Source organism: Vibrio sp. 05-20-BW147, assembly GCF_013369385.1.
Taxonomy (GTDB): domain Bacteria; phylum Pseudomonadota; class Gammaproteobacteria; order Enterobacterales; family Vibrionaceae; genus Vibrio; species Vibrio floridensis.
The window spans coordinates 1-26,637 of the sequence record NZ_SZTO01000015.1 but is presented as its reverse complement, the minus strand read 5'-3'; the positions used below and the strand labels follow the sequence as shown (position 1 = coordinate 26,637).

Below are 26,637 nucleotides of genomic sequence, written 5' to 3'. Positions count from 1 at the left end.
GCTCGCGCAGCAGCCAACCCATTTTTTACAACATCCGGTTCAGATCACCGAACTCACCAAACAGCCGACGACTTTGCCCACGGAGGTGCACATGCACACATTTTTCGACCAACTCAAACAACACACACTCACTGCACAGCAAGAGATGTTACAAGCACCGGTGATCGGCCAAGTGATGAGTGGCGCGATTTCCAAATCCCTTTATATTGCGTTTCTCACCCAAGCTTATCACCACGTTAAACACACGGTGCCGCTTCTCATGGCATGTGGGGGGCGTCTGTCCGGCCAATACGAGTGGGTACGAGAAGCGTTGGCAGAATACATCGACGAAGAAAAAGGGCACCAAGAGTGGATCTTAAACGACATTCGCGCCTGCGGCGGTGATGCCATTGCGGTGAAAAACAATCTTGGCGAAGGCAAAGCGGGACGCGCGATTGAGTTGATGGTGGCCTATCTCTATCACCACATCGATCGCCACAATCCACTTGCCCTGTTTGGCATGGTGTGGGTATTGGAAGGCACCAGTGTCGGCATTGGAGGCCAAATGGCTCAGCAAATTCAACGCACCTTGCAACTTCCTAGCGAAGCGATGAGTTACCTCACCTCGCACAGCGTGCTCGACCAGAGCCACTTGCAGTTTTTTGAACGCTTAATGAATCAAATTACCGACCCAAACGACCAACAAGTGATCATCGACTCCGCCAATATGGTCTTTTCACTCTACGGTGAAATGCTGCGCTCGTTAGGCGAGCACACACAGCAACAAGCGGCTTAAGGAGGCACTATGCAACTTTCACAGGCAAACATATTGCTCACCGGTGCCACTGGCGGCATTGGCCAAGCAACGGCGAAAACCCTCGCAAGGCTCGGTGCAAACTTAATTTTGCAAGGACGCAATGAGCAAAAACTGCGCGCCTTAAAAAATCAGCTCTCAGGTGCAGAGCGCCACCATATTTTGCTGGCCGATCTAGCGAGTGAGGAAGGCATTGCAGCCGTGAATCGCTTTGCGCAGCAACACTACGAGAATCATCAGCGCATCAATGTGTTGATCAACAACGCAGGCTGCAACGCGTTTGCTCCACTGAGTCAGCGAAGCGCCCACGAGCTGGAACAAGAGCTCAAACTCAACTTGCTGACGCCCATGTTGCTTAGCCAAGCGGCGCTCTCTTGGATCAGCCGCCCTGGCATTATCCTCAATATTGGCTCGACGTTTGGATCCATTGGCTACCCCGGCTACAGTAGCTACTGCGCGGCCAAAGCGGGATTACATCGCTTGAGCGAAGCGCTGGATCGAGAACTGACGGCAGAGGAAATTCGCGTGCTCTATCTTGCCCCGAGAGCCACCTCAACATCCCTCAATTCCGAGGCCGTGGTGCAGATGAACCAACAACTGGGTAATCGCAGCGACGACCCACAAGTGGTCGCTGACCACATCGTACTCATGCTGGAAAAAGAGATCGCAGCCAAGTGGATAGGCTGGCCAGAAAAGCTCTTTGCTCGGCTCAATCAACTGCTGCCCAGCGTCGTGGCCAACGCCATTCGCAAACAGCAACACACCATTGAACAGTTCATCAACCGAACCAGTCACTGAAAAGGAGTTCGCTATGAAACGTATTTTAACGACCTCGAGCATCTTAGCGCTCAGCATGCTTTCCGCCAGCAGCTTTGCTGTCACCCCATTGCAGGATGTGCAAAGCAAATGGGCGGTATGCCAATATCAGGTAGAAGATGAGGATCAAAAAATCAAGTGTTTAGAAAACTTGATCATGCATAATACCGCCATGTTACAGCAGATGCCGGACAATCCCGAACTCACCGTTTGGCTTGCGATTAACAAAGCCTCCCTCGCGGGAGCGCAAGGCGGTTTGGGTGCATTGTCCTTAGCCAAGGAAGCGAAAGCGTTGCTGGAAAAAGTGATTGCCACCGCCCCGAATACACTTGATGGCTCGGCCTACACCAGCTTGGGGTCGCTCTACTACAAAGTCCCTGGCTGGCCACTGGGCTTTGGCGATGACGAAAAAGCGGAAGAAATGTTGAAAAAAGCGTTAGAGATCAACCCAAAAGGCATTGATCCCAACTATTTTTATGGAGACTTTCTAGCAGAAGATGGGCGAAGCAAAGAAGCCAAAGTCTATTTGACCCGCGCCAAACAAGCCGAGCCACGCCTCAATCGACTCTTGGCCGACAAAGGCAGACAACTTGAAATTGATGCCGCATTGGAGAAACTGAAATAAATCATGCGATTACTACTGATTGAAGACGACACATTGCTTGGCCAATCCATGGTGACTTCGCTAAGTCGCCATGGCTATACGGTTGATTGGTTAGAAAAAGGCTCAGGCGTCACCAGCGCACTGAAAACCGAAGATTTCACGGCGGTGATCCTCGATTTAACCTTACCGGATATCGATGGCTTAGACGTGCTGCGCAACATTCGCAGTGTGGGCTTCAACTTGCCTGTGGTGATTTTGACCGCCAGAGACGACATCAAAGATCGCGTCCAAGGTTTAGACCGAGGCGCGGACGATTATCTGGGCAAACCTTTTGCGCTAGAAGAGCTGCTGGCCCGTTTGCGGGTGGTGATTCGTCGTCAATCTGGTAGCGCAACGGAAGTGATTGAAGTGGGCGAATTGAGCCTCTCCCTCTCCGACCAATCCATTCGTTATCAAGAGGCCGTTTTAAAACTGACGCGTAACGAATTTAAAATCCTTGCGGCGTTAATGACCAATGCTGGGCGAGTGATGAGTAAAGATCAGTTGCAGCAGTCTCTGCACGGTTGGGATGACAGCGCCAGCGACAACGCCATTGAAGTGCACATTCACAACTTGCGCAAAAAGGCACCCAACGTGCCGATTAAAAATATCCGTGGCGTGGGGTACATCATTGAAAAGTAGCCAACCCTTCTCCATCAAGCGACGCTTAACGCTCTCTGTGAGCTTGCTTTCCTGCTTTTTACTGATCATGACCATGTATTTCAGCTACAGCTCTGCGCAGCATGAAGTGGGAGAAGTGTACGACGCGCGCTTGGGTCAAACGGCAAAACTGATGTTGATGGCATGGTCCATCGCCCCCGAAAAAGACAGTTTGCAGCAGCACCAACAACAGTTTGAGCAGTGGCGCACCAACTTACGCCGCCTCGCCCGAGAAGACGATGACGAAGGCACCGCGTTTGGCCATCCTTACGAGCAAAATCTGGTATTGCAGTTTTTCCGCCATGGCGAGCTGATTTGGAGCTCCGATTCATCGTTGACGGCACTGGGCTCAGAGACGCAAAAAAACGGCTTTCGTGATACTCAAATGAATGGTGAACGCTGGCGTATTTTTCAGCTATCCTCTCCCGCAGGATCCGGTTATTCCGAATGGATTGTGGTGGCGGAAAATCATCGCATTCGCAATGAAATCATCAGTGAAATTGCCCTCTCGACCGCTTTGCCACAACTGATCTTATTGCCCGCGTTGTTGGTGATTTTGTTGTGGTTAATTGATAAGAACTTTCGCCCGATCGAATCACTGCGCGCTGCCATCAGCCACCGCAGCGCCAACAAGTTGGATCGTATTGAAGTGGATCAACCAACGCAGGAGCTCACCCCGTTAGTGGATGCTCTCAACCAGTTGCTCAGCGCGTTAGAGCAAGCATGGCAGCGCGAAAAACGTTTTACGCGCACTGCGGCGCACGAGCTGAAAACACCCCTGACCATTTTGCGCCTGAATGCAGAGAATGCCCTCGCCAGCGAGAATCCACAGCAACTTTCTCATGACCTCAATAACATCCTCAAAGGCATCGACCGTACCGACCGTTTGATTCACCAGCTGCTAACCTTGGCTAAGGTAGAAAACGCCAGCGAGCTGGCGTGCGACAGCGTTGAACTTGATAAGCTGCTGCAAAGCGTGATGGCGGATATGGCATTGTTGGCCTTAAAGCAGCAACAAGAGCTCAGTTTGCAGAGCGCAGAAGTGTCGTTGCAAGGTGACAAAACGCTGCTCGAAGCGCTGTTTCGTAACCTACTGGATAACGCAATCCGCTACTCGGGCGCTCAAAGCGACATTGACATCAGCGTAGTGGAAACCGATCAATATGTGGATGTATTGGTGGCCGACAATGGCAACCCGATTGACGAAGCCAGCCGTGGCAAGTTGTTCGAGCCCTTCTTCCGCGCCAATAGCGAGAAAGGCGATGGTGCAGGTTTGGGCATGGCGATTTGCCAAGACATCGCCAAGTTACACAACGCCACACTCGAACTGCTCCCTCGCAGCGAGCATCGCAATGTGTTTCGTGTGCGCTTTTGGCGAACCAACCCGTAATCTGCCCCAACGGGCAGAAGAGGTGAACTATGACGACAAAAAGGCGCTGTGGCGCCTTTTCTCTGACTGCAATTAAGCTATCGCAATCACTCAAAATACTTGCGGTACAAAGCTTGCGTCCAACCTTCCATTTCCATTTGGTGAAGGGCTTGCTGAAACTCGTCAATCACCGAGCCTGGCACTAGTTGCATCGGCATGTTATCCCAAGCCAAAGGTAAGTTGGGGTCATAGGCCGGATTCTCTTGGCCTTCAAATAAAGCAGAATTACGACTAAATCCCGCCCAAGAAGGTGAACTGCGATCGACAAATTGAGGGTGAATCATCATATCGCTCGACCCTTCGGTTTTGAGAAAATAACGTAGCGTATCTTCTTCATAGACATAAAAATCCGCGCGACCTCGACGCAAAAAGGTCATGGCTCGGCCGACATCGAGTTCCGACACCGTCAGTTGATCCATCTGTGACGTGTCGCGCCCCACCAAATAATCTGGATTTCCCAGCGCCACCAGCTGCGTAAGCCCATCAAGACTGGTTGCCTGCGTCATGAGCGGCCGCCCCTTGAGCGTGATCGCCACATCACGTTGATAGGTGCCATTGGGTACCCAATAAGCGTATTTGGCTCGTTCCTCATCAAAGGCAAAGCCAGGGTAGAAGTCAATCTCCCCCGCTTCCAAGGCGATCAAAACACGTAACTTTGGCAAACGCACTACTTTGAGTTTTGCACCAATCCGTTTGGCCGCCTCGTCATACAACTCGAAGTAAAAGCCATCATCACTCGGCTCAGCATGGATATAAGGCATTTTCGCGGTCGTGCGATAGCCCATGATGATCTCTGTTGTGGCACTCGCCACAGTGACATAGCTGCAAAGCGCAATGAAACATCCCAGTAATAGCCGCATAACTACCTCAGTCCCTTTTTGCCATTCCTTAAACTATAGCAGCGCCACTCTCTCCTGTTGTGAAGCTTGGCGAACGAATTCATTAATAACTCATGGTTATTATGGTGTTGAAGGGCTTTCATTAGACCGACCATTCTGCCGCCAATACAATACCTATCGAACAGAGAAACCAGCCAATAGCGAGCGTGACTGAAGCAAAACACCACAGTTAAATCGCCATTCCGCAAAGATCAAGTAATAAGGAATATAAAATTATGAACATTTCAAGAATATTAGCCTTTGTGTACTTAATTATTATTTTTCTCGCTGGACTTGCTGTCGGTGGTTATTTCTAAAGGGAGAAAGTCAGTGGAGTTTTTTACTGCGCTAATCACAAGCGATTTCGATGTTATACAGAATTCAAAGTATCTACTGATTATTTTGACCACTATTTTATTTTTGGAATCGGCGTTTGTTTTTCTGCCGCTTCCCGGCGATAGCTTGGTGATTTTTTCCGGTGGCATGGTGGCATTGGGGGTGCTGCCTGTGACCGAGAGTATCATTCTGCTCACCTTAGCAGCCAGCCTTGGCGGTTTAGTGGCTTACTGGCAAGGGTTCTTGCTCAGGCAGAGCCGCGTTCATCGTTCACTAGAAGGCATTCTACCCAATGGCACATTAGAGAGAGCGACAACACTGTTGATGAAATACGGATTTTTATCCCTCTTTGTTTCGCGTTTTATTCCATTTGTACGCGTGCTAACACCAATGATGATGGGAGTGAATAGATTAAATGCCGTCAAAGTATTTTTCTCAAATTTATCGAGTTCATTATTGTGGGTGGCTCTTTTACTGCTGATAGGAAAATTCGCCCTACTCAACCCTATGTTCGAAAATTATCAAGCCATACTGATAAAAGGATTGGTCGGCGTCAGCCTAACATTGATGTTTATTACCCTGTTTGGCATCGTCATTCGTTATTTCAACCAACGATAAGTTCAACCACTTTTTGTCACGTTGAGGAACAAGATGAAACACGCTCATGAAACTCGTTCTTTCCTACTAGGTTCGCTCACGGTTGCCACGTTTCTCTTCAAAGGGAACGACTTACTCAGCCATGATTTGATGTCACCACTGGGTATTCTTTCTGTGTTGATTTTATTCGCCGTGACCATGGTGATGATATTCGCGGTTGTGCGACATGCGGATGCCTTAGCCCATAAGCTCGGCGAACCCTATGGCACCTTGATTTTGACGTTATCGGTGGTGCTGCTGGAAGTGGCGATGATTTCGTCAGTCATGCTGACGGGCTCTGAAAACCCAGTAATGGCAAGAGATACTATGTTTGCGGTCGTGATGGGGGTCATGAACGGTTTGGTTGGTATCACTTTGCTGATTGGCGGGTTAAGGTATCACTCTCAGGCATACAATGTTCAAGGGCTGAAAGCCTATATCGCCGCGATTATTCCAGTGGTGACCATCTGCCTGATTTTGCCAAACTTTACTTCTCAAGACAGCTTTGGTGGCATGTCGACCGTGATGATTTTCACGCTGATCGTGACGTCACTGCTGCTGTATGGTGTGTTTCTCTTTATCCAAACCAAGAGCCATACCGACTATTTCATTAACGATGTGTCAGAGACTGAACATGAGCATCACGAAACTCGCTCTATCGGTTATCACGCACTCTTTTTGGTGGCAAATTTAGCGTTAGTGATCGGCCTTGCCAAAAGCATTGCGATCCCGATTGACCAAAGCATCAACACCTTAGGCGCCCCCTCTGCGCTGGGTGGACTCATCGTGGCGATGATTATCCTCTCGCCGGAAGGTGTGGGCGCAATTAAAGCGGCACTCAATAACCAGTTGCAGCGTGCGATGAATCTTTTTTACGGCTCGGTATTGGCGACCATTTCACTCACGGTGCCCGCGGTACTGCTCATTGCGGTATTTTTAGGAGAAACGGTGATTCTTGGATTGGGTCCCGCCGATATGGTGTTGTTAGTCGCAACGATATTGGTCTCAATGATGACCTTTAGCAGCGGCCGTACGCACCCACTCAACGGCGCGACACACCTTGTACTCTTCATCGCTTACGTGGTGTTGATGTTCGACTAGTTCTCGCTAGACCACGAACTGACACCACATGCGAAACATAAAACCATAACGTGAAACTAGCCTCGGCTCAGGGAAAAACAGATAGGGATATCACCTTTTTCTACTCTTTACTCGGGTATTGCAGCGACAAACCCACCACTCATTCAAGAGGCCCTGATATGTTGACTCGCATCATGAACCACTTTTTCCGTTTGACCATTTTTGGCGCACTGTTCATTGGCTTTGGCTTGCCATTTTACGTCTATTTGTAACAGATCCCCTTAGCAAATTGCCGTGACAATCACGGCAATGGCGAACAGGTATCGCTTATATCTCTCAATCACTTATACTCATGCTACACAGCGATTTCAGATGGTTTGGACTCCAGTAAATGGCAAGAGATCTCTTTTCAAAACTCGACCTTAACTTATTGCGAACTTTTTTGATTCTCAACCAAGAAAGAAACATGCGTAAAGCCGCCGAGAGGCTTTTTATCTCTCAACCGGCGGTGAGTAAATCGCTACAGCGCTTAAGAGACTCATTCGGTGATGAGCTCTTTGTGAAGACCTATCACGGGCTCAAAGCCACGGAGTTTGCCGAACAACTCGCCGAATCACTGGCCCCAGTGATGAACGATTTGATGCATGTGGTGAACTATTCTGGTGGATTTGACCCGAGCCAAATTGATAGGCCGCTCAGAATTGTTGTCTCCCCATTTCTGCTAACTGGGATTGCCCAACGCCTGTTTACCTTGATTCGCGCAGAAGCTCCCAACGCTCAAATCCAATTTCTTAATTGGGGGAAATCCAGCGTCGAGGACATCGTGAATGATAAGGTGCATCTTGGTTTGAACTACGCCATAGAACGTTTGCCGAAAGAGGTGCTACACACCACCATCGCTAAAGATACCTTTAGAGCCTACGTGCGTGACGATCATCCCTATAAACAAAGTACCGCGCGAGTGGAAGATGGCCATCAATTTGAATTTTCCACACTGATCGCCGCTGACTGGAACTACACCCAATCTGTCGCGGAAAAACTCCTGCAAATCTATGGGCACCAAGCTAAGGTCGGCTTTCGCTCAGAGTTGCCTTCGGCGGTGATTGAGGTGACCAAAAACAGCGATATGCTGTTTCTTGGTTCACGCTATTTAAACCTTGATAGCCAATCGGGCCTGCGCTCTATCGATATTTCTTTTGGCCCCACGCCACTCAATACCGACATCAACGTTTATTTTCATGAGAAGTACAAAGCAAGCCCAACGATATTGTGGCTAAAGAGAAAATTAGCCGAAGCGCTACAAGAGCAAGGCTCTGCCTCCACACCTCAATAACCGCAACCCGTTTTTCGTGCCAATATACCTACAGCGCTTGTCGTATGGCTTGCGCCACCACCTCAAAGCGTGCTGGCAGAGTGCGCGCTTTTTTGCTGATTAAGTAAAGAGATTCCTCCACTCTCTGAGCGCTTGGGTAGATGGCCAAGTGCTCCGTCAATGAAAACTGGCTCATTGCCGAGCGTGGTAATACGGTGAATCCAAGCCCCCGAGCGACAGGTAAAAGAATTTGGCTCAGCTGATTCACATAGCCTGAGCTTTGAACCTGTCGTCTATCTAGACCTTGCTCAACTTCCCCACACAGCGCCAAATAGAGTTCTAAATAGTGCGGCGCATCAGGGTGCTCAATCAAGCCTAACTCGATAATACTGGCGAGCGTTTCCCCTTTAAACTTGGCGGGATAAAACAGACAAAGTTCATCCGAGCCCAGCGCTTGTACTTCAAACAAAGCCGGTTGCGGCAAGTGAGTGACAATGCCTAAATCGGCTTCGCCATTGAGTACCGCTTGAATGATTTTATGATTGGGCGCCACTTCCAACTGGGGGATCAGTTCTGGGTATTTACATTGTAAATCGAGCAGCTGCGGATAAAGCTTTAACCCCAAAGCGCCCGAACAGGCCACCCGGCAGCCCCCCGCATGTGGATTATCAAATTGCAGACTTTGCAGCAGTTCGGCTTGTTCACTTTCCAACTGTTTTGCGTATTGATAAACGCGCTGCCCCGCTTCGGTGATTTCAAAACTCTTTTTGTCCCGCTCAATGAGCGCAGCACCGCAGCTCTCTTCCAGCTTGCGAATGTGTTGGCTGACACCCGGTTGAGTCATGAAAAGCTTTTCAGCGGTTTTGGTAAAGTGGCCGACCTCAATTAAGGTTTTAAAGGTCGTCAGCCAAACTGGATTTAACATCGCTTGCCCGCCTAAGTGATTGCTTAATGATAAAAACAAAAAATTATTAAAATAATAAATTATGATAATTTCAAGTAATAATTATAACTCCCTATACTCTCTCCATCGAAACGGATTCAGCAATCAACGGGATTTGCTGATCGACACCAATCAACGAATCGAACTCACGAGCGTTTGGAGCAGAAAAATGAAAATGAATCACGTAGGCATCATGGTCGGTGACATGGATAAAGCGGTAGAATTTTACACCCATGCACTTGGCCTAAAAATCGTTATGAACAACACCAAAGTGGTGGAAGAGCGTGAAAGCGCCATCGGCAGAATGTGTATTGCAGTATTTGGCGAGGGTTTTAAAGGCTTCAACATTGCTCACTTAGTCACCACCGACGGCATTGGCGTTGAGCTATTTGAAATGAAAGAACGTCAAGAGCGTCACGTTGTGGATTTCTCTCGCCTTGGCATCTTCCATTTCTGTCTACAAACCGATGATTTTGAAGGCGTCATTAAACGCACAGAAGAGTTTGGCGGTAAAGTGCGTATGGACATCATGCGTTACCACCCAGAAGACGACAACAAGCCAGCGAAAATGGTCTACCTAGAAGACCCATTTGGTAACTTGTTTGAGCTTTACTCGCACACCTACGAAGAAACCTACGCTTCAGATTACGAGTAATCGCAGAGCACAATAGATTAGCGTAAAAAATGGATTAGCCGAAAAGCTAATCCATTTTTATTGGCGTAAAACACCGTTAGTGGTAAACACCACCAACCAATTGGCGCACTACTCTTTAGGCTCTAGGACAAACGTCATCCGCTTCACACCTTCACCAAAGGTGCTTTGTGCTCTTTGTTGAACCTCTTCCAAGGTCACGCTTTGCGCGGTTTTCTCGTAAGACACTAGCGCATCGATACCATAGCGGTTGATCAAATAACGGATATAGAAGCCGTTACGAAAACGGGGATCGCTGTCCAAGGCTCTCAAATCGGCACTGAGTTGTTTTGCTGCGGTATTGACTTCCTCTTGCGTGATGTTTTCCGCCAACTCAGCCATCACCTGTTCAACTTGTTGACCCATCAATTTGGCGTCTTTGGGGGCGATCTGCGACTCAAAGACCCAATCTGACACCGTTTCTTGATCTTGCATTACCGGATACACCGCTGGGTTGTAATCCAAACTCGCTTTTTCACGCACTTGATCCAAAATACGAGCAGAGGCGATACGTTGCAGCATGTCTTCAATAAACATATCTTTGCCCACTTTCGCGGCAACATTCTGGTTTACTACTCGCACCCAATGCAAAGAAGATTCTTGACTTCCCTCTTTCACCACGGTGCTGTCGGGTAAGTTCGGTTGATAGGCGACGTTATAACTCAGTGCATTGCCCGGTTGTAGCTCGATGGACGCCACATACTGTCTTAGTAAAGGGGCAACTTGTTCTGGCGTGAGATCCGCAATCAACACCATTTTGAAGCCATGATTTTTGCCGAAAAGCTCATGGTGAATCGCTTGAACTTGCTCAGCGGTCACGCGCTCCATTTGCTCTCCAGTGACAAGACGATGACGAGTAGAAGGTAAATAGACGGAACGATTCGCCTGTAAAACCAGTTGTCCGATACCTGCTCTTAAAAATGCGGTACTGTCTTGCTCAAACTCTTTCTTCACTGCATCCAGTTGACGTGGTTCAACATTGATCTCTGTTGCTAGGTTATAGAGCGCATTCAAAGTGATGGCCAATTTTTCTTTGGCGCCGATCATTTCAACACCATGATAGGTGGTACCCAAAATGGGATTGATCATCAAATCATGTTTGCGCAAATAGCTGTCCAGTTCTGTGCCAGAAAACGCGCCTAAGCCGCTGCGAATGGCCGCAAGAGTGGTTATGTCATAAGCAGGATACAAGCTTGGATCTATCGCTGCTTTGCCTCCTAGACTTGCAAAATTGAGGTAGGCACGTTTACCCGCTTGTGCATCCTGCTGGAACCACACTTCCACACCATTGGATAGCGAATAGACCTTAAAACCACCGTCATGGTCACGGATATCGACAATCTGGCCATCGATAACGGGCTGAAGGAAGCCCTCATTCTTCACTGCCAGAGTCAAAGGTTTTACGCCCGGTCGCTGATACGCGGCCGCAATCTGCTTGGGGGTTTTCGCCCAAGTGGCCATATGCTCACCTTTGCCTAAGCCCATGATGAACACAGGCTCTTCTTTAAGTAGACCCTGTAATTGCTCGTTTGCGATCGCCAATGTATTGAGGGCAATAAATTGGGTTAAATGAGCTTGATAACTCTGCTTCGATTGACTGACACTGCCTTGGTCAAGATCGATGACACGGTTGTCCGCAATATGAAAGGGTTTCCGTTGCTGCCAATCACTGTCTAAGTTAGTTAGTTCTGTTTGATACGCCGACATCACACTGTCAAGCTCTGCTTGGCTGACGCCATAATCGCGCAGCGAAGCGAGTGTTTCGACAAAAAGGCGATGCATTTCGTGTCGTTGACCTGGCGCGTATGACACACCACCCGCGAGCATACGGCTGTAGTTATTGACGAAGGCATTGGCATAAACATATTGATACGGCTCCGCAGCGTCATTGAGCACCGAGTAGAGACGCTGTTGAATCAGCTTAGCGCTCACGTCGTCATGCCACATCTGTTGTTGTTGCGCTGATGTGCTCATGCCTACAAACCCGCGGTCGATAGCAAAATGAACACTTGGCGATTCCATCACGCTGCTAAACAACACTCTAGGCTCCGTTTTCACCGGAATGTCGCGGCGTTTTTCAACGACGTTATTGGCCGTTATCTGCCAATTGGCAAATTTTTCTTCAATGAGGGTGGTGATCTCTTCAACGCCAACATTGCCAGTAATGATTAACTCTGAATATTGCGGTTGATACCAAGTTTGGTAGAACGACTTCAATGACTCCGCCGTGGCGTTTTCAATCGATTCTCGATCGCCAATCGGATCATGTTTCTCATAAACAGTGTCATCTATCGACGCATAGTAGGCATTCAATGCAAAGGGCTTGTCTTCCGGGCGAGCACGACGCCACTCACCAAGAATGACGCCTTTCTCTTTTTCCACTTCTTGAGGATCAAACTCAATGCCATCGCTGACATCGCGCATCCAAACCAATGCTTGTTGTAGATGACTGGCATCATTGAGTTCCAGCTTGTAAGTGGTCTGCTGGTACGTCGTGAACGCATTGATGTCTGCGCCAAAGCTACCTCCTGCTTGCGCAAAGAGTTTAATCACATCATTGCCTGCAAAATGTTGACTGCCGTTAAAGGCCATATGTTCCACAAGATGCGCGTACCCTTTCTGCTGCTCACTCTCTTGGAAGGAACCGATATTGACGGTCAAACGCAGCGAGATCTCCTGATCATCTGTGGGGTAAATGTGGTATTTCATGCCATTGGGTAACTGACCAACTGTCCAGTTGGCATCTTGTTGTAATGGCGTGGAGTTGGGGGTTAAAGCACAACCTGACAGTAGTAATGCTGGGAAGAACAACATACTTCGCATAAATCTCGTCCCTAGTAATAATTTATCTACAGAATATATCGCCATCCATCTATTCAACCTATTTTATATAGATACGATAACCTTTTTTCAGGAGATCAGTCGCAGAAATCGGCGAACAAGCTTTTCCCCTTGCCATGCGAAACCTGTCTATTCTTATTAGTGATAATTAAAACAATTTGAGTGGTTGCTATGATGAGTTTAAGCCGTGTGTTTGCTTTTCCTCGCTCAGTACTTTTCGTGCTGGCTTCATTTCCTTCCTTCCCTTTATTGGCCGCCTCTGGCGCGCAAGAAATCGACTATCTGCCGATGACGGTCGGGCTTTTAGGTGGGCTGGCGATCTTCCTCTACGGCATGGAAAAAATGTCTGATGCGCTCAAACGCGCCGCAGGCAATAAGATGAAACAGTGGCTGGCCAAACTCACCACCAACCGTGTCGCAGGGGTACTGACGGGCACGGGCATTACAGCGATCATTCAATCTTCATCAGTGACCACGGTGCTGCTGGTCGGTTTTATTTCTGCCGGATTAATGTCGCTACCACAAGCGGTCGGCGTCATCATGGGAGCCAACATCGGCACCACGGTCACCGCGCAAATCATCGCCTTCAAAGTCACCAAGGCGGCATTGGTGATGGTGGCGATCGGTTTTATGATGTTTTTCACCTCAAAAAAGGAAACCACTCAACACTACGGCAATATGCTGTTTGGCCTCGGTTTGATCTTTCTTGGAATGAATTTGATGAGTGAAGCGATGGCGCCGCTGCGAAGCTATCAACCCTTTATTGATTTGATGGCGCACATGGATAACTTGTTGCTGGCAATTTTGATTGCCGCAGCCTTTACGGCTTTGGTCCAATCTTCATCTGCCACCACAGGGATTGTGATTGTGCTTGCTGGCCAAGGTTTTATTCCACTCGAAACCGGGATTGCATTGGCAATGGGTGCCAATATTGGTACCTGTGTTACTGCTGTGTTGGCAGCAATAGGTAAACCAAGAGAGGCGGTGCAGGCCGCGACCATTCACATCATTTTTAATGTCATAGGCGTGATTATTTGGCTACCTCTGATCAGCGTATTGAGCGAGCTGGCGATCATGCTATCTCCGCTTCATCCTGAGCTCTTGGGGACAGAGCGAATGGCCGCTGAACTGCCGCGACAAATCGCTAATGCCAACACTCTGTTTAATGTGTTAAACACCTTGATCATGCTTCCGTTTGCTAGCGTATTTGTTTGGCTGGTTCGCAAGCTCTTGCCTCATACGTCAACCGAAAAAAGCGAAGCCACCGTTCAAACCAAATACATCAACGACGCCTTTTTGCCTACGCCCGATATCGCGCTCGACCAAGCGCAACTCGAGCTCGGGCGAGTTGGCAGAAGGGTGTGTAATATGCTCAACATGCTGCCACCATTGGCACCAAAGTGCAAAGATGCACAAGAAACTCAAATGGTGCGCGAGACACTCAACCAGATTGAATCGATTGAAGAAGAGGTTGATCAACTGCACAGCACGATCTTGTCTTATTTGGGTCGCCTGCGTCGCGAGCCGCTCTCCGATGCGCAAAGCGCGCGGCAAATTAAGCTGATCAGCATCACCGACCAACTGGAAAGCATCGCGGATTTGGTGGTGAATTCTTTATTACCATTGGCTTACAAGGCGCTCAACGACGATATTGTGATAAGCCCACAAATGCGCACCACCTTAGATACCGTGCAAGACAAAGTGAACCGAACTTTGCTCGACTGCGTTAACGCCATTCGTCGCGATGATCCCGCCACGGCCCAGTTGGTTTTGAATGCCAAACGTGAACTGAATTCACTGATTGACGCAGTGTTAGCGCACCAAGCGCAGCGTTTATCGGAAGAGCAGCCCAACCGTCTGCGCATTTTTCGTTATGAAATGGAATGGGTGGAAACACTCAAACGCATTTATACCCTTACTAAGCGCATTTCGAAGCTTCAATTACGCCAACGGGACATTTCCACCGAAATACAAAATTAGTTTTTCCTTAGGATGCGACTAAGGTCAAATTGGCTGAAAACCTACTACTGGACTAAGATTTAAGCAATAAGACTCATATAAGTTTAGCAACAATGTCACTCGGCTAGGAGCGGTATATGGAAGCCATCAAACCCGTGAGTAGAGATGCGTTTAGCGTCGATCTCAAACACGCCTTGATATGGGTGGCACGCGCACTCGATTACGTTGGTGTTGATGATTTAAATCATAATCATCGTGTCGCTTACATCGCCTATCAATGTGCACAAGTACTTGGCTGGGAAAAGAAAAAGCAAGAGTTTTGTTTTCTCTCTGGGCTGATTCATGATTGTGGCGTTTCACAAACCACAGAACATTCCCACCTGATTAGCGATATGCTGCCCAGTGAAAGTGAGCAGCACTGCCACATCGGCTTTCAAGCCCTCGAGCAGTGTGAGTTACTGGCTCAATTTTCTAACATCATTCTCTACCACCATACCGACTGGCTTCATTTACAGCACGCCCCTATCAGCCCCTATGAAAAAGATGTTGCTGCTCTCATTTACTTGGCGGACCGGCTGGATTTTTTACGCGCAAAATATCTGAAAAACACCCATCAGGATCTCATCACTTTGTACAAAAAAGCGATCACCGAGGAGCTCACTCTGCATAAAGGCAGCTTATTTTGTCCTACGTTTGTTGATGCGTTGATTACTTTGATTCACAAAGACGGATTTTGGTTTGCGATGGATGCGACCCACATTGAAACCATCCCATTTTCATTCAACCAGCTCAAATGGCTACATCAAGACCTCTCGTTGTCGGCCTTAACTCAGCTCGGGCGGTTTATTGCAGGCATTGTCGATGCGAAAAGCCCCTTCACCTATCAGCATTCACTCAAAGTGGCAGAACTCAGTGAATATCTTGCCAATCGAATGGGGTTGCCAAAATCGACCAGCAAGCTGATCTACGTGGCTGGATTGGTGCATGACATTGGCAAATTGAGAACCCCAGACGAGATCTTGCATAAAGAAGGACCTCTAACGGAAAACGAATATATTCACATCAGACGGCACACCGTCGATACCGATGTTGCGTTAAAAATGATATTCCCCAACTCGAAACTTAGCGAATGGGCGTCTAATCACCATGAAAGGTTAGATGGTAGTGGCTATCCGTACGGAAAAACGGCTGAGCAGATCGATCTCCCATCACGTATTATCGCCATTGCCGATGTGTTTCAAGCACTGTCGCAAAACCGTCCCTATCGCAACAAGTTGTCGCCACAAGAGATCACCAACATCATGCGGCCGATGGTGATACAGAGTAAGTTGGATGCCGATGTTTACGATCATCTCGCGCGCAATCTCAACACTTGCTACCAAATCAGTGTTGAAGATTCTGAACAACAACTCTCAACACCGTGCGAGCAAGCGGAAACGCAGACCACGATGTCGCTTTCACCGCCGACCACGTTAACGGCCTAACTGGCCACAAAAAACACAGCGTAAAAGAAAAGCCTCTGATTTCAGAGGCTTTTGAATAGATAGACAGGATGCTCAAGCTTGGCTGGCTAACGCTTTATCGATGTCACTGGCGCTGTGACGCTCTTCCACCATCTCCCACGATTCGCCCCAGGTTTTATTGACGATACGGCCACGTTTTACTGCGTCACGTTGTTCAATGTCTTTCGCCCAACGCACCACGTTCTGGTAGCTCGCCACGTCTAAAAACTCAGCCGCATTGTACAGTTTGCCCAGCACAAGGTTGCCATACCAAGGCCAAACAGCGATGTCAGCAATCGAATATTCATCGCCACCGAGGTAACGATGTTTCGCCAATTGCTTATCCAGCACATCTAATTGACGCTTAGCTTCCATGGTGAAGCGGTTAATCGGGTACTCAAATTTCTCTGGTGCGTAAGCATAAAAATGGCCAAAACCACCACCCAAGTAGGGGGCTGAACCTTGCAGCCAGAATAGCCAGTTCATGACTTGAGTGCGCGCAGCTAAATCCGTAGGCAGCAATTTGCCAAACTTCTCGGCGAGATAAACCAGAATATGACCCGACTCAAACACATTGATCGGCTCAGCCACAGATCGGTCAACCAAGGCGGGAATTTTTGAGTTGGGATTCACCGCCACAAAGCCCGACGAAAACTGATCCGCATCGCCAATCTTGATGATGTGCGCATCGTATTCGGCTTCTTTCACGCCAAGAGCCAACAACTCCTCCAGCATGATGGTCACCTTCTGACCATTGGGTGTTCCCATAGAGTAAAGCTGGAGTGGGTGTGAGCCGACCGGCAGCTCTCGTTCAAATCTCGCACCCGAATCTGGACGGTTGATGCTCGCCCACTGACCGCCGTTTTCTTCATTCATGGTCCAGACTGCTGGAGGAGTATAGGTATTTGCCATGATGTGTCCTTTTTTGGTTTGGAGGTAATTACCTGTTTAATATCAGTCCTTAGACCTCAAATTTAAAGGAATACTTTCCAACGAAACTCGTCTTAACTAGAACGATCGGTTATATATCTTTTCTGAGCCCAGTACCCGCCTCAATCGCACCTTTTATAACCCCATCAGGATGTACTTACTTTCCATGTAATCATCCATGCCAAGGAATGAACCTTCTCTACCTAAGCCCGATTCTTTCACGCCACCAAACGGCGCAACGGTGGTGGAAATCAATCCTTCATTGACACCGACAATCCCCGCTTCAAGCGCTTCCGACACGCGCCAAGCTCGTGAGAGCGATTGTGTATAGAAGTACGCCGCGAGGCCAAAATCGGTATTGTTAGCACGCGCCAGCACTTCCTCTTCGCTATCAAAGACAAACAGTGGTGCCATAGGACCAAAGGTTTCCTCCTGCGCTACCAGCATCTCATCTGTCACGCCACTGAGCACCAAAGGCTGCACAAGTCGGCTGCCTGCCGTGGGTAGTTGACCACATTCAATGTGCGCCCCTTTGCTTTGGGCGTCTTCGACGTGTTGCACCACTTTGGCGACTGCGGCATCGTTGATCAGCGGGCCAAGATGAACGCCTTGGTCAAAGCCATTGCCCACGTTAAGTGCTGAGACTTTCGCCACCAATTTTTCACAAAACTCTGTATAGACCGAACGTTGAACATAAAGGCGGTTTGCACAGACGCAGGTTTGCCCGGCATTGCGGAACTTGGCGATCATTGCCCCTTCAACGGCGGCATCCAAATCGGCATCTTCAAAGATGATAAACGGGGCATTGCCACCCAGTTCAAGAGAGAGCTTTTTGATGTTGTCTGCCGATTGACGCATCAACAGTTTGCCGACGGGCGTTGAGCCCGTGAACGATAATTTACGAACGCGCTTGTTACTGGTCAGTTCGCCACCAATCGCAACCGCATCACCGGTGATCACGTTAAATACCCCAGCAGGAAAGCCCGCTTTTTCCGCCAGCACAGCCAGTGCAAGCGCGGTAAAAGGGGTATCCGGCGCGGGTTTTAAAATCACCGGGCAACCTGCCGCAAACGCTGGGCCGCATTTGCGGGTGATCATCGCCGCGGGGAAGTTCCAAGGGGTAATCGCGGCCACCACGCCGATCGGCTCTTTGGTCACCAAAATCTTGGCGTTTGCTTTGTGGCTTGGCACAAGCGTGCCATAGGCTCTGCGCGCCTCTTCAGCAAACCATTCAATAAAGCTGGCGGCATAAAGCACTTCTCCCTTCGCTTCAGCCAATGGCTTACCTTGTTCTAACGTCATGATGTGCGCCAACTCATCGCTGTGTTCTAGGATCAACTGATGCCAACGATGCAGCAGATTGGCCCGTTCTTGTGCCGTGAGTGCTTTAAACTGCTGAAACGCTTTGTCTGCACCCGCGATCACTTCTTGGGTCTCCTTTTCCCCCATATTCGGCACCGTGCCAATCACTTCATCGTTAAAAGGATTGGTAATGGTCATGGTTTGCGGCGCGCTGCGCCATTCACCGAGCAGATAACATTGCTGCCTGAATAATGAATTCATACTGGATTCCTATTGAGCGTGGGAATGCCGTACACCTGCACGGCATTCAGTGTCGATGCCCCAATTATAGAGGGCCTAAGCGAAGACACTATACGCCTAATCATCGTGATTCCTAGTGGCGCGAAAACGGGATGGCTGAGAAAAACGTTCTCCTGACAAAAACAGTGCTAATCTTTTAAAGTAAAACCCTTAGAAGCTCAAACGTGTAAGAGACTGATATGAATAGTGATAATTTGGACACCAACGTTATTGGCTGTGCACGCTGCCAAGCTCAAGAATCCCTAAGTTTTGAATTCTCGATGGCCTTTCAACCGATTGTCGATATTGTACGTAAGGAAGTGTTTGCTTACGAAGCGCTCGTTCGAGGCGTTAATGGTGAAAGCGCGTGGAGCATTTTGTCTAAAGTGTGTGATGAAAACCGATACCAATTTGACCAAGCTTGCAGAGTCAAAGCGATAGAATGGGCTGCGAAATTGAATTTAAAAACCAAGCTCAGTATCAACTTTCTTCCAAACGCCATCTATCAACCAGAAAGATGCATCCGAACCACACTCGAAGCAGCTAAACGGTTCAACTTTCCTGTCGAAAACATCATGTTTGAGTTTACTGAAGTCGAAAAATACGAGGATGCTAACCATGTTAGAAGAGTGGTCGAATATTACCAATCACTCGGATTCTTAACCGCGATTGATGATTTTGGCGCGGGCTACTCAGGGCTAAACCTGTTGAGCGATTTTCAAACCGACATCGTCAAGCTCGACATGCACCTTATTCGCAATATTCACCGTGATGCTAAACGGCAGAAAATTGTTCGACACTGCGTTGCGATGTTGAAGGATTTGAACATCACCCCGTTAGTTGAAGGGGTAGAAAATGCAGAAGAGCTTGAGTGCTTGAGAGCAATGGGTATCTCTCTTGTTCAGGGTTATTTGATCAGTAAACCGGGATTTGAGTCGCTGCCACAACCCAACTTCAGTGCGTTTGAACGCTCTTTTTAAGATCCTCCCAATCCCCATAGAGGAAGGGGAATGAAGCGCACTCTCACACTTATTCGATCAACAACATGCGATGTTGAACATCCATCACCGTCGAGTACAAACTGAAAAGGAATGAAGAATGGCAGAAATTCCCATCCCCAAATCCCTACATGAAGTCTTGGGAGAAAAACAATCCCTATTGGAGATCGTCTCCATCTTCGCTTTTGCGTTTGTAGGAAGTGCCGCAATTTATGGGGTCTTGTATCGCCCATCTTCGCCAGAGGTTACTTGGCAGGTGGCGATGGGCTTCATTCTCATCGTCGATGTACTTGCTGGTTGTGTTGCTAATTTTACGAGAGGCACCAACCTGTACTACGCCTCTCGACGCAGCAGCCGTTTCATGTTCATCGCCATCCATTTCCATGTTATTGCGATTGCTTGGCTGCTCGGAGGTTCGTTACTGAACGCTTGGATTGTATGGGGTAGCACCATTGCAGCCGCTCTCATCGTCAATGCACTCAAGGGGCATCGACTTCAATTGATCGTTGCGGCAAACCTATTGTGTTACGGGTTATTACTCTTAACTATGTTACCGCTGGAACCTTGGTTTTTGGCCTGCTCGCTGTTTTTCATGATGAAGGTTGTTTTCAGCTTCGCGGTGGACCACTACGCCAAAATCGAGTGATCCGTCTTTTCTACCACTCAAGCGCTGCAAAATACGCTTTCGCAGCGCTTGACTTGCTTCTCTACTGACTAGATTTTGAATCGTCCCAACAACGTATCCAGCTGCTCACATTGGGAGTCTAGACTCTCACACGCTTGTTGTACCTGCGCCACCATACTGACCATCTGTTTTGAACTGTCAGCAATGTTCTGCACATTCAGGTTTATGTCGGCGCTCACCGTACTTTGCTGAGTTGCCGCAGAAGCGATTTGGCTGTTCATGTCGTTCATGTGAAGAATAGATGCACCGATTTGCGCTAAGGAATCAGTCGCATGACTCGCTTTATGCAGCGTTTCTTCACGGCTAGACACGCTGCGCGACATCACTGTCACCGCCTCTTGGGCGCCTTGCTGTAAGCGTTCAATCATCGCCTGAATCTCTCCCGTACTGTCGGATGTACGACTCGCCAAAGAGCGTACTTCATCCGCCACCACAGCAAAACCGCGCCCTTGCTCACCCGCACGTGCCGCTTCAATCGCCGCGTTGAGCGCCAACAAATTGGTTTGGTCAGCGATGCCACGAATCACATCCAACACCGAGGCAATGTTGCTTACTTGTGAGTCCAAACGATGAATCACTTGCGTCGCTGTCTCTATTTCGCTGGCAAGATGCTCGATCGACACCACCGTCTGTTGCACTGTGTGTTGAGCTTGAGCCACTTGCTGGCTGGCTTGCGAACTGGAATCCGCCGCATCACTCGCGCTGTCACTCACCGACTGACTGGTGGCCTGCATTTCGTTCACTGCCGCCGCAACCGTATGGCTTTCTTGTTGCTGCCCATGTGAAAACTGGCTGATTTTCTGTGTCGATTGCAAAATCAAATGCATGTTACTGCGCACGCTTTGCGTTGCCGCTACTACCTCGTCAATAGTGTTATGAATGCGGCTGGTAAATTGGTTGAAGGAGTGCGCAAGCTCGCCCAATTCATCGTGGCTGCTAATGTCGATACGGCGAGAAAGATCCCCTTCCCCCTCCGCAATATCGCGCATCGCTACCTGAATTTGTCGCATCGGTTTCATCACAAAACGCTGAATCACCCAGTAGGCAAACGACACGCTGATCACCACCGCCACCAGACCCATGAGGATCACGTTGTCGACAAAGTTCTGGCGTTCAACATATTGCTGATTGAGCAACATCAACTCATCATCAATGGCATTACTCAGGGTTTTGAGTTGAGCACGCATCAGCACAAACTCATCGTGAATGATTTGCTGGTTGTCGGCGTAATAATGTTCAGCTAAATCAGGCTGATTAAATATCGGTTCATACAATCCGATCCAACTCTGCGTTATTTTCACCAGCCTATTGAGCTCCCCTTGCATTGCGCTAGGAATGAGCTGCGCATCAATTAATTGCTGTACTTTCTTCATTCGCGGAATGGCTTTGTAGGCATTTTCTTTAAACTCCCCGACATGGTAGTTCTTTTCATCCTGCGATGAAGCCAGCAGCCAACCTTGCACCGCATTGCTCGACTGGTATAAGTCTCGATAAGCATCCTCTAGACTCATCACCACCGGATACATACCATTGTTAATATCATCGGCAATTTTGGCTTGTTTTTCAGACAGCGAATAATTAATAAAAGAGACCAACAAAAACGTCAGCAAAATAATGCCTACAGGAATTGTTAGTTTGTGTTGTATTTTCATATGACTACCTAGTTACTGTTTAGGCATATTGTCTGGAAAAGCCATTTTCTATTCTATGACTGATCTAAAAGTTTAATTTCTGTTCTATTTATATTTGAGTCATGAGTGACTCAAACTTAGAGAGCAAAGCGATATTGCTATGACACAACAGAAATACTTGCGCTTTCCATTACCTATCACTATAAACAGCTATCCCCTTCGCTTAGGTATTCGCATGCATCTCGCTCTGTTTGATTTTGATGGCACCATCACTCATGAAGATATGTTTTCGCTCTTTTTGCAGCACTCCGCGTCTCCCAAGCGCAAATGGCTAGGTCGGCTCGCGATCATGCCGTTTTATGCCCTATACAAACTCAAGCTGTTGCCTGCACATGTAATGCGCCCGATTGCCAGTTGGGTGGCTTTCCGTGGCCGCGATGCCCATCAACTGCAACAATTGGGGGAACATTTTGCAGCTGAGGTGATTCCTCATTACCTCCGAGTGGAAGCGATGGAAAAACTGGCGTGGCACCAAGCCAAAGGTGACCGTATTATCTTAGTGTCAGCCTCGCTCGACCTTTACCTTGCGCCTTGGTGTCAAACCCAAGGTATTGAATTGCTTTGCAGCGAAATGAAAATCCACCACACCGCATTAACTGGCACCTACCTCAATGGCGATTGCAGCAAAACCCGCAAAGTTGCCAGAGTCAAAGCACATTGCGATATCGACCAATACCCGCGCATTTATGCCTATGGCGATACCGATGAAGATCGCCCAATGCTGGCACTGGCAGACGAAGCGTATTTTCAATGGGAGAGAGTTGCGCCGCAGGGATGAGTAGTTTTGAATAAGGAAAAAGTTTAGACGAGAGAACCACAGGCATTTTTCTCTTAAGCATAGGATTAAGTACCTAATTTCGGTACTTAATCCTTATTTCTGTCGTATCAAAGAGAGAGACTCAACGACGAATGAGGTTTAAACCAGGGTAAGGATCGTCACTCCCAGCAATACCATCCGCGTTGACAGTGTTCGCTGTTCCACTGTCTAGATCATAAGCAAACATTCTCATACCACTGCCCAGCACTTCATCCGTTGAATCAACGATAAGCCCAACAATGGCACCTTCTTTCTCATTTAGAAAACCATGTAGTTTCGCCGATCCACTCGCAGGCGCAAAGTCGTAAGCCACTTCAACGGCAGTAGTGCCAGGACTAAATCGCATCAGTTTGCCATCACTCGTCCCAAAATAAATAGCATGGTCCGAACCAACAAACATCGAGGTTGCAATATAGTCATTCTCGTTAATTGGCATTCCCTGCGGCCATGACACATTCACATTAGCCACGACAGGGTCTGTCATAATGTCTGTCGATGCAGATAACTTGACAATATTGATCTCGTTGGTCGAAACATTATTCGTGGTGATGACGTACCAAGCATTTGACGTCACATCATAAACAGGTGAAAAACGAGTTCTCCACAACCCAGATGACTGTCCACCGTTGTCAGGAGAGAAGGCGATTTTTTTGTAATTGGTCGAATCCATATTATTGAGATCATAGATGAATAGGTTCTGCCCTGTGCTCGGCGTGTCATTCACCCCTGCACCTTCAAAGAACATCGCAAATTCTCCATTGCCACTGATTGGCGTTATCGCATTCCCTATAAAATATTTGGGCCCATCGGAAGTGATAAATGGCCCGGCTTTTATTGCCCCAGTTTTGCCATCCACTTTGATTAAACCTGCACGAAACTCCTCATGTGTTTGTGGATTCACAACAAACGAAAATATATCGTACGCCCAATATGTCGCATTAGCCCAAAAATCTCCATCACCTGCTCTAACAAAGGCCAGAGGTGGCGTAGCCGCTTCTAAGTAAACGTCCCCAGAAACTCCTTTTACATTCGTGCCAGGCAACCTTTCATCAGAGAGCTCACCTGTTTGTAGATTTGCGGACCAGATCCCAACCGAGGTTTCCATCGGCTTAAGTTTCGCTTGGGCAACTTTCGATGTCCCACCGATTACGATAGATGAACTAACCTGAGCAGTTTTACCTACAGGATAACCCACCTCGTTAGTGCCCAAAGGAATACGCGTCACTTCTGTTGTGTTCCGGTTGTACTTAATCAGAGCCCCATCACCATGTTCGCCACCACCCGTGGCCATCGCAAACAGTAAGCCGTCAGTGTAGAGTTGGCTATCCAAACTGCCTTCATCACCAACGGCAACACTGCCAGCAAAAAAGATACCCCCCGTCACATCTCCACCTAACAAACGCTGCTGAGAGAGCGAACTTGTACCAATTTCATCCACATACGAAGCAACCACATTATATTCGTCCAATAAGGTTTGCAGGCTTTTACTATATTCAGCGGAGCCATAGGTGTGAGTTTGCTTTAAATAAGTCATTTGACTTTGGTAAAAGTCCTCAGCAGTGGCGTCGGAGTTACCCACGACCCACATGGTCGAACTATTTCGACTCGCCGTCACATGAGCGGGCTTAGCATAACCACTTAAATCCGGCTTCCATAACCCTTGAAAACTTTGCAAAATCTCAGGCTCTTTATGAGCATAAATATTGGATAAAAACGGATGGCGGAATTCTGGAACGCTATTAGGGACGCTGCCTGTTGTCCAAACTAAAGCTTTATCTCCATAACCACTCACTACAGCTTGCGGATGGTAAGTTCCATGAGTGGTAGACCAAACTATCCGAGACTGACTCCATATCCCGTCGATTGAACTAGGGTCGGGCGCCCATTCTCCTTCAGGTGTTATTTTGAACAACGACATTTGATAGTCATTTTCACCCACCCCCCAGATGACATTTTCTCGACTATCATAGTGTGAAGTACGACCAAGTATTATGGTGTGCCCCATCACATTGCCACGGACTTTCCAAGGTTTTGACCAATCATTCTGATCGCTCGGATGCATACTGAAAAGCTTTCCTGACGTTGTGCATTTATTATCAGATTGGTTACACATGTCTTTGTCGATGACAACGTATTCAGAACCCAAAAAGATGGATGGGTCTGTTCCATCATCATAAAGCATTGGCTCTGTCATAATCTCAAATATGCGGTCGCGCCAATCTCTACCCACAGCATTACTATGCTCAAAGAATTCAAAAACAATATTCGCCTTACCAAAGTCACTGCTGGATTCATCAATATTAATATGGACCAATCCACCACTCGTCCGCGTTGAATCCCCCGCAGGCGAAGCAGGAAGAGCCATTCCTCCACGAGTTGCAATCACAATCAAACTTTTGCCATCTTTCGAAACGACAGGCTTGAGGACATAACGGCTAAATGACTCATAATAAGTGGATTTATAAAACTCAGGAATCAGAGTCAAAATACGGGCTTGATTCGCTGTAGGGTCAAATTTAATCACAGCTTTATCTATGACGCCATAAAAGCTCTGATTGGCTTTCGAATAGACAAAACCTGTTTTCTTGCCACCTATATTGGCAACACCAGCTTCAGAGAACAATTGACTGATATTAGGGGCTGGCAAACCTTGTGCTTCAAATAAAGTACTTTGCAAACTCAAGTCGTCTTTTAGAATGCTCCATAGCCCCACAGCACCCCTCCCGCCTGACTGACTAGTGAGCAGTATTTCCGTCCTTTTGCTACCGCTATCCGTATCAAGCTGACTGTTCCGACTGTGATTATCGCAACCTGTAAAGACACCGATGACCAGCGCAACAAGAATGAGGTGTTTTCTATCCATATAAAACCTGCCAATTTATTTTGATTTTATAAAAGCTTACGTCATGTTTTCGACATCACAGTGAGTATAGTCAGAATAATTGGATTGCGTTGAAAATAGGCAAGTGCATATTTTTATTGCAAGTGAATATTCAAATCCGTCCAAGGAGCATCTCTCCGCCCACCCCATTGTTGCGAAATGGAAACACTGTTTTTCCGCTGCTTGCCTTCAAAACACATTTCAAATACCTATAATTCACCACCTTAAAAATACATAAAACATATTTCGCGTTATCTGAATCTTCTAAATCGCTGTACAACTCAGTGCTAAGGGGGGTAACGCGTTTTTTCATTTTCATTGCATAAGAGTGTTTCCTATGAAGCTACATACTTTGGCCGCTTGCCGGCTTTGTTGCGTAATTCAGCACAAAAGTAAAGCGACTTCATTTTGCGCTTTTTTTAGCCAATACGACAAGTTTTAGGCATACCTAACCCTGTAAGCTTGTTTAACGCTTTTATCATGGCATAAGTCTCACCAACCTGAGCGTTGTAGTCTCTCATACTTAATTTTCCAC

Annotated in this window: 21 protein-coding genes and 1 pseudogene; 14 read left to right on the top strand and 8 right to left on the bottom strand. The window is 47.9% G+C overall.

The window, feature by feature from the left end:
* Window positions 1–91: 91 nt before the first annotated feature.
* The 5 genes from FC652_RS20575 to FC652_RS14380 are packed head-to-tail and all read left to right on the top strand — an operon-like array spanning window position 92 to window position 4,302.
* Window positions 92–775 (top strand): TenA family transcriptional regulator, encoded by a 684-nt coding sequence (locus FC652_RS20575; RefSeq protein WP_224638775.1) that lies wholly within the window; start codon window positions 92–94, stop codon window positions 773–775.
* Window positions 776–784: 9 nt separating this feature from the next.
* On the top strand, window positions 785–1,591 hold the full coding sequence (locus FC652_RS14395) for an SDR family oxidoreductase (RefSeq protein WP_176299148.1): 807 nt from the start codon (window positions 785–787) through the stop codon (window positions 1,589–1,591).
* Window positions 1,592–1,646: 55 nt separating this feature from the next.
* Window positions 1,647–2,234: a hypothetical protein gene (locus FC652_RS14390; protein ID WP_225454017.1), complete on the top strand. Its 588-nt coding sequence runs from the start codon at window positions 1,647–1,649 to the stop codon at window positions 2,232–2,234.
* A 3-nt stretch (window positions 2,235–2,237) separates the two neighbouring features.
* The gene (locus FC652_RS14385) at window positions 2,238–2,894 is read left to right on the top strand and encodes a response regulator (RefSeq protein WP_176299147.1); all 657 of its coding nucleotides are present in this window, start codon (window positions 2,238–2,240) and stop codon (window positions 2,892–2,894) included.
* A complete protein-coding gene (locus FC652_RS14380; protein ID WP_045618961.1) occupies window positions 2,884–4,302 on the top strand; it encodes an ATP-binding protein in 1,419 nt (472 codons plus the stop codon). Before FC652_RS14385 ends, FC652_RS14380 begins: the two co-directional genes overlap by 11 nt.
* An 86-nt stretch (window positions 4,303–4,388) precedes the next feature.
* Here the strand turns inward: FC652_RS14380 and FC652_RS14375 are convergent, their stop codons facing one another.
* Window positions 4,389–5,201 (bottom strand): ABC transporter substrate-binding protein, encoded by an 813-nt coding sequence (locus FC652_RS14375; RefSeq protein WP_176299146.1) that lies wholly within the window; start codon window positions 5,199–5,201, stop codon window positions 4,389–4,391.
* Between the two features lie 348 nt (window positions 5,202–5,549).
* On the opposite strand from FC652_RS14375, the gene FC652_RS14370 reads away from it, so the two are divergent.
* The 3 genes from FC652_RS14370 to FC652_RS14355 all read left to right on the top strand — a co-directional run bounded on the left by FC652_RS14370 (window position 5,550) and on the right by FC652_RS14355 (window position 8,604).
* A complete protein-coding gene (locus FC652_RS14370) occupies window positions 5,550–6,173 on the top strand; it encodes a DedA family protein (protein WP_176299145.1) in 624 nt (207 codons plus the stop codon).
* Window positions 6,174–6,206: 33 nt separating this feature from the next.
* A complete protein-coding gene (locus FC652_RS14365; RefSeq protein WP_176299144.1) occupies window positions 6,207–7,292 on the top strand; it encodes a calcium:proton antiporter in 1,086 nt (361 codons plus the stop codon).
* 370 nt (window positions 7,293–7,662) lie between these two features.
* Entirely contained in the window at window positions 7,663–8,604 is a 942-nt protein-coding gene (locus FC652_RS14355) for a LysR family transcriptional regulator (RefSeq protein WP_131070539.1), read from the top strand.
* Between the two features lie 28 nt (window positions 8,605–8,632).
* Here the strand turns inward: FC652_RS14355 and FC652_RS14350 are convergent, their stop codons facing one another.
* Window positions 8,633–9,508: a LysR family transcriptional regulator gene (locus tag FC652_RS14350; RefSeq protein WP_176299143.1), complete on the bottom strand. Its 876-nt coding sequence runs from the start codon at window positions 9,506–9,508 to the stop codon at window positions 8,633–8,635.
* Between the two features lie 187 nt (window positions 9,509–9,695).
* On the opposite strand from FC652_RS14350, the gene FC652_RS14345 reads away from it, so the two are divergent.
* On the top strand, window positions 9,696–10,181 hold the full coding sequence (locus tag FC652_RS14345) for a VOC family protein (protein ID WP_176299142.1): 486 nt from the start codon (window positions 9,696–9,698) through the stop codon (window positions 10,179–10,181).
* A gap of 108 nt (window positions 10,182–10,289) precedes the next feature.
* Here the strand turns inward: FC652_RS14345 and FC652_RS14340 are convergent, their stop codons facing one another.
* A complete protein-coding gene (locus FC652_RS14340; RefSeq protein ID WP_176299141.1) occupies window positions 10,290–13,040 on the bottom strand; it encodes a pitrilysin family protein in 2,751 nt (916 codons plus the stop codon).
* Window positions 13,041–13,229: 189 nt separating this feature from the next.
* On the opposite strand from FC652_RS14340, the gene FC652_RS14335 reads away from it, so the two are divergent.
* Together FC652_RS14335 and FC652_RS14330 are read left to right on the top strand one after the other, a co-directional pair.
* On the top strand, window positions 13,230–15,038 hold the full coding sequence (locus tag FC652_RS14335; protein WP_176299140.1) for a Na/Pi cotransporter family protein: 1,809 nt from the start codon (window positions 13,230–13,232) through the stop codon (window positions 15,036–15,038).
* Between the two features lie 116 nt (window positions 15,039–15,154).
* A complete protein-coding gene (locus FC652_RS14330; protein WP_176299139.1) occupies window positions 15,155–16,501 on the top strand; it encodes an HD-GYP domain-containing protein in 1,347 nt (448 codons plus the stop codon).
* Window positions 16,502–16,573: 72 nt separating this feature from the next.
* Here FC652_RS14330 and yghU read toward each other — a convergent pair whose 3' ends face one another.
* Together yghU and FC652_RS14320 are read right to left on the bottom strand one after the other, a co-directional pair.
* Window positions 16,574–17,431: a glutathione-dependent disulfide-bond oxidoreductase gene (gene yghU, locus FC652_RS14325; RefSeq protein ID WP_176299138.1), complete on the bottom strand. Its 858-nt coding sequence runs from the start codon at window positions 17,429–17,431 to the stop codon at window positions 16,574–16,576.
* A gap of 153 nt (window positions 17,432–17,584) precedes the next feature.
* A complete protein-coding gene (locus FC652_RS14320) occupies window positions 17,585–19,012 on the bottom strand; it encodes an NAD-dependent succinate-semialdehyde dehydrogenase (protein ID WP_176299137.1) in 1,428 nt (475 codons plus the stop codon).
* A gap of 218 nt (window positions 19,013–19,230) precedes the next feature.
* Between FC652_RS14320 and FC652_RS14315 the strand changes: the two genes are divergently transcribed.
* Entirely contained in the window at window positions 19,231–20,010 is a 780-nt protein-coding gene (locus FC652_RS14315; RefSeq protein ID WP_108653424.1) for an EAL domain-containing protein, read from the top strand.
* A gap of 118 nt (window positions 20,011–20,128) precedes the next feature.
* Complete coding sequence (locus FC652_RS14310; protein WP_176299136.1) at window positions 20,129–20,674, top strand: hypothetical protein; 546 nt, start codon at window positions 20,129–20,131, stop codon at window positions 20,672–20,674.
* 68 nt (window positions 20,675–20,742) lie between these two features.
* On the opposite strand, the gene FC652_RS14305 is transcribed toward FC652_RS14310, so the two are convergent.
* Window positions 20,743–22,365, bottom strand: a complete 1,623-nt coding sequence (locus FC652_RS14305) for a methyl-accepting chemotaxis protein (protein ID WP_176299135.1) — start codon at window positions 22,363–22,365, stop codon at window positions 20,743–20,745.
* A gap of 214 nt (window positions 22,366–22,579) precedes the next feature.
* On the opposite strand from FC652_RS14305, the gene FC652_RS14300 reads away from it, so the two are divergent.
* Entirely contained in the window at window positions 22,580–23,182 is a 603-nt protein-coding gene (locus FC652_RS14300) for an HAD family hydrolase (RefSeq protein ID WP_176299186.1), read from the top strand.
* 121 nt (window positions 23,183–23,303) lie between these two features.
* Here the strand turns inward: FC652_RS14300 and FC652_RS14295 are convergent, their stop codons facing one another.
* Together FC652_RS14295 and FC652_RS14290 are read right to left on the bottom strand one after the other, a co-directional pair.
* Window positions 23,304–26,084, bottom strand: a complete 2,781-nt coding sequence (locus tag FC652_RS14295) for a hypothetical protein (protein ID WP_176299134.1) — start codon at window positions 26,082–26,084, stop codon at window positions 23,304–23,306.
* A gap of 437 nt (window positions 26,085–26,521) precedes the next feature.
* A pseudogene (locus FC652_RS14290) lies at window positions 26,522–26,637 on the bottom strand (IS5/IS1182 family transposase); the annotation flags it as partial.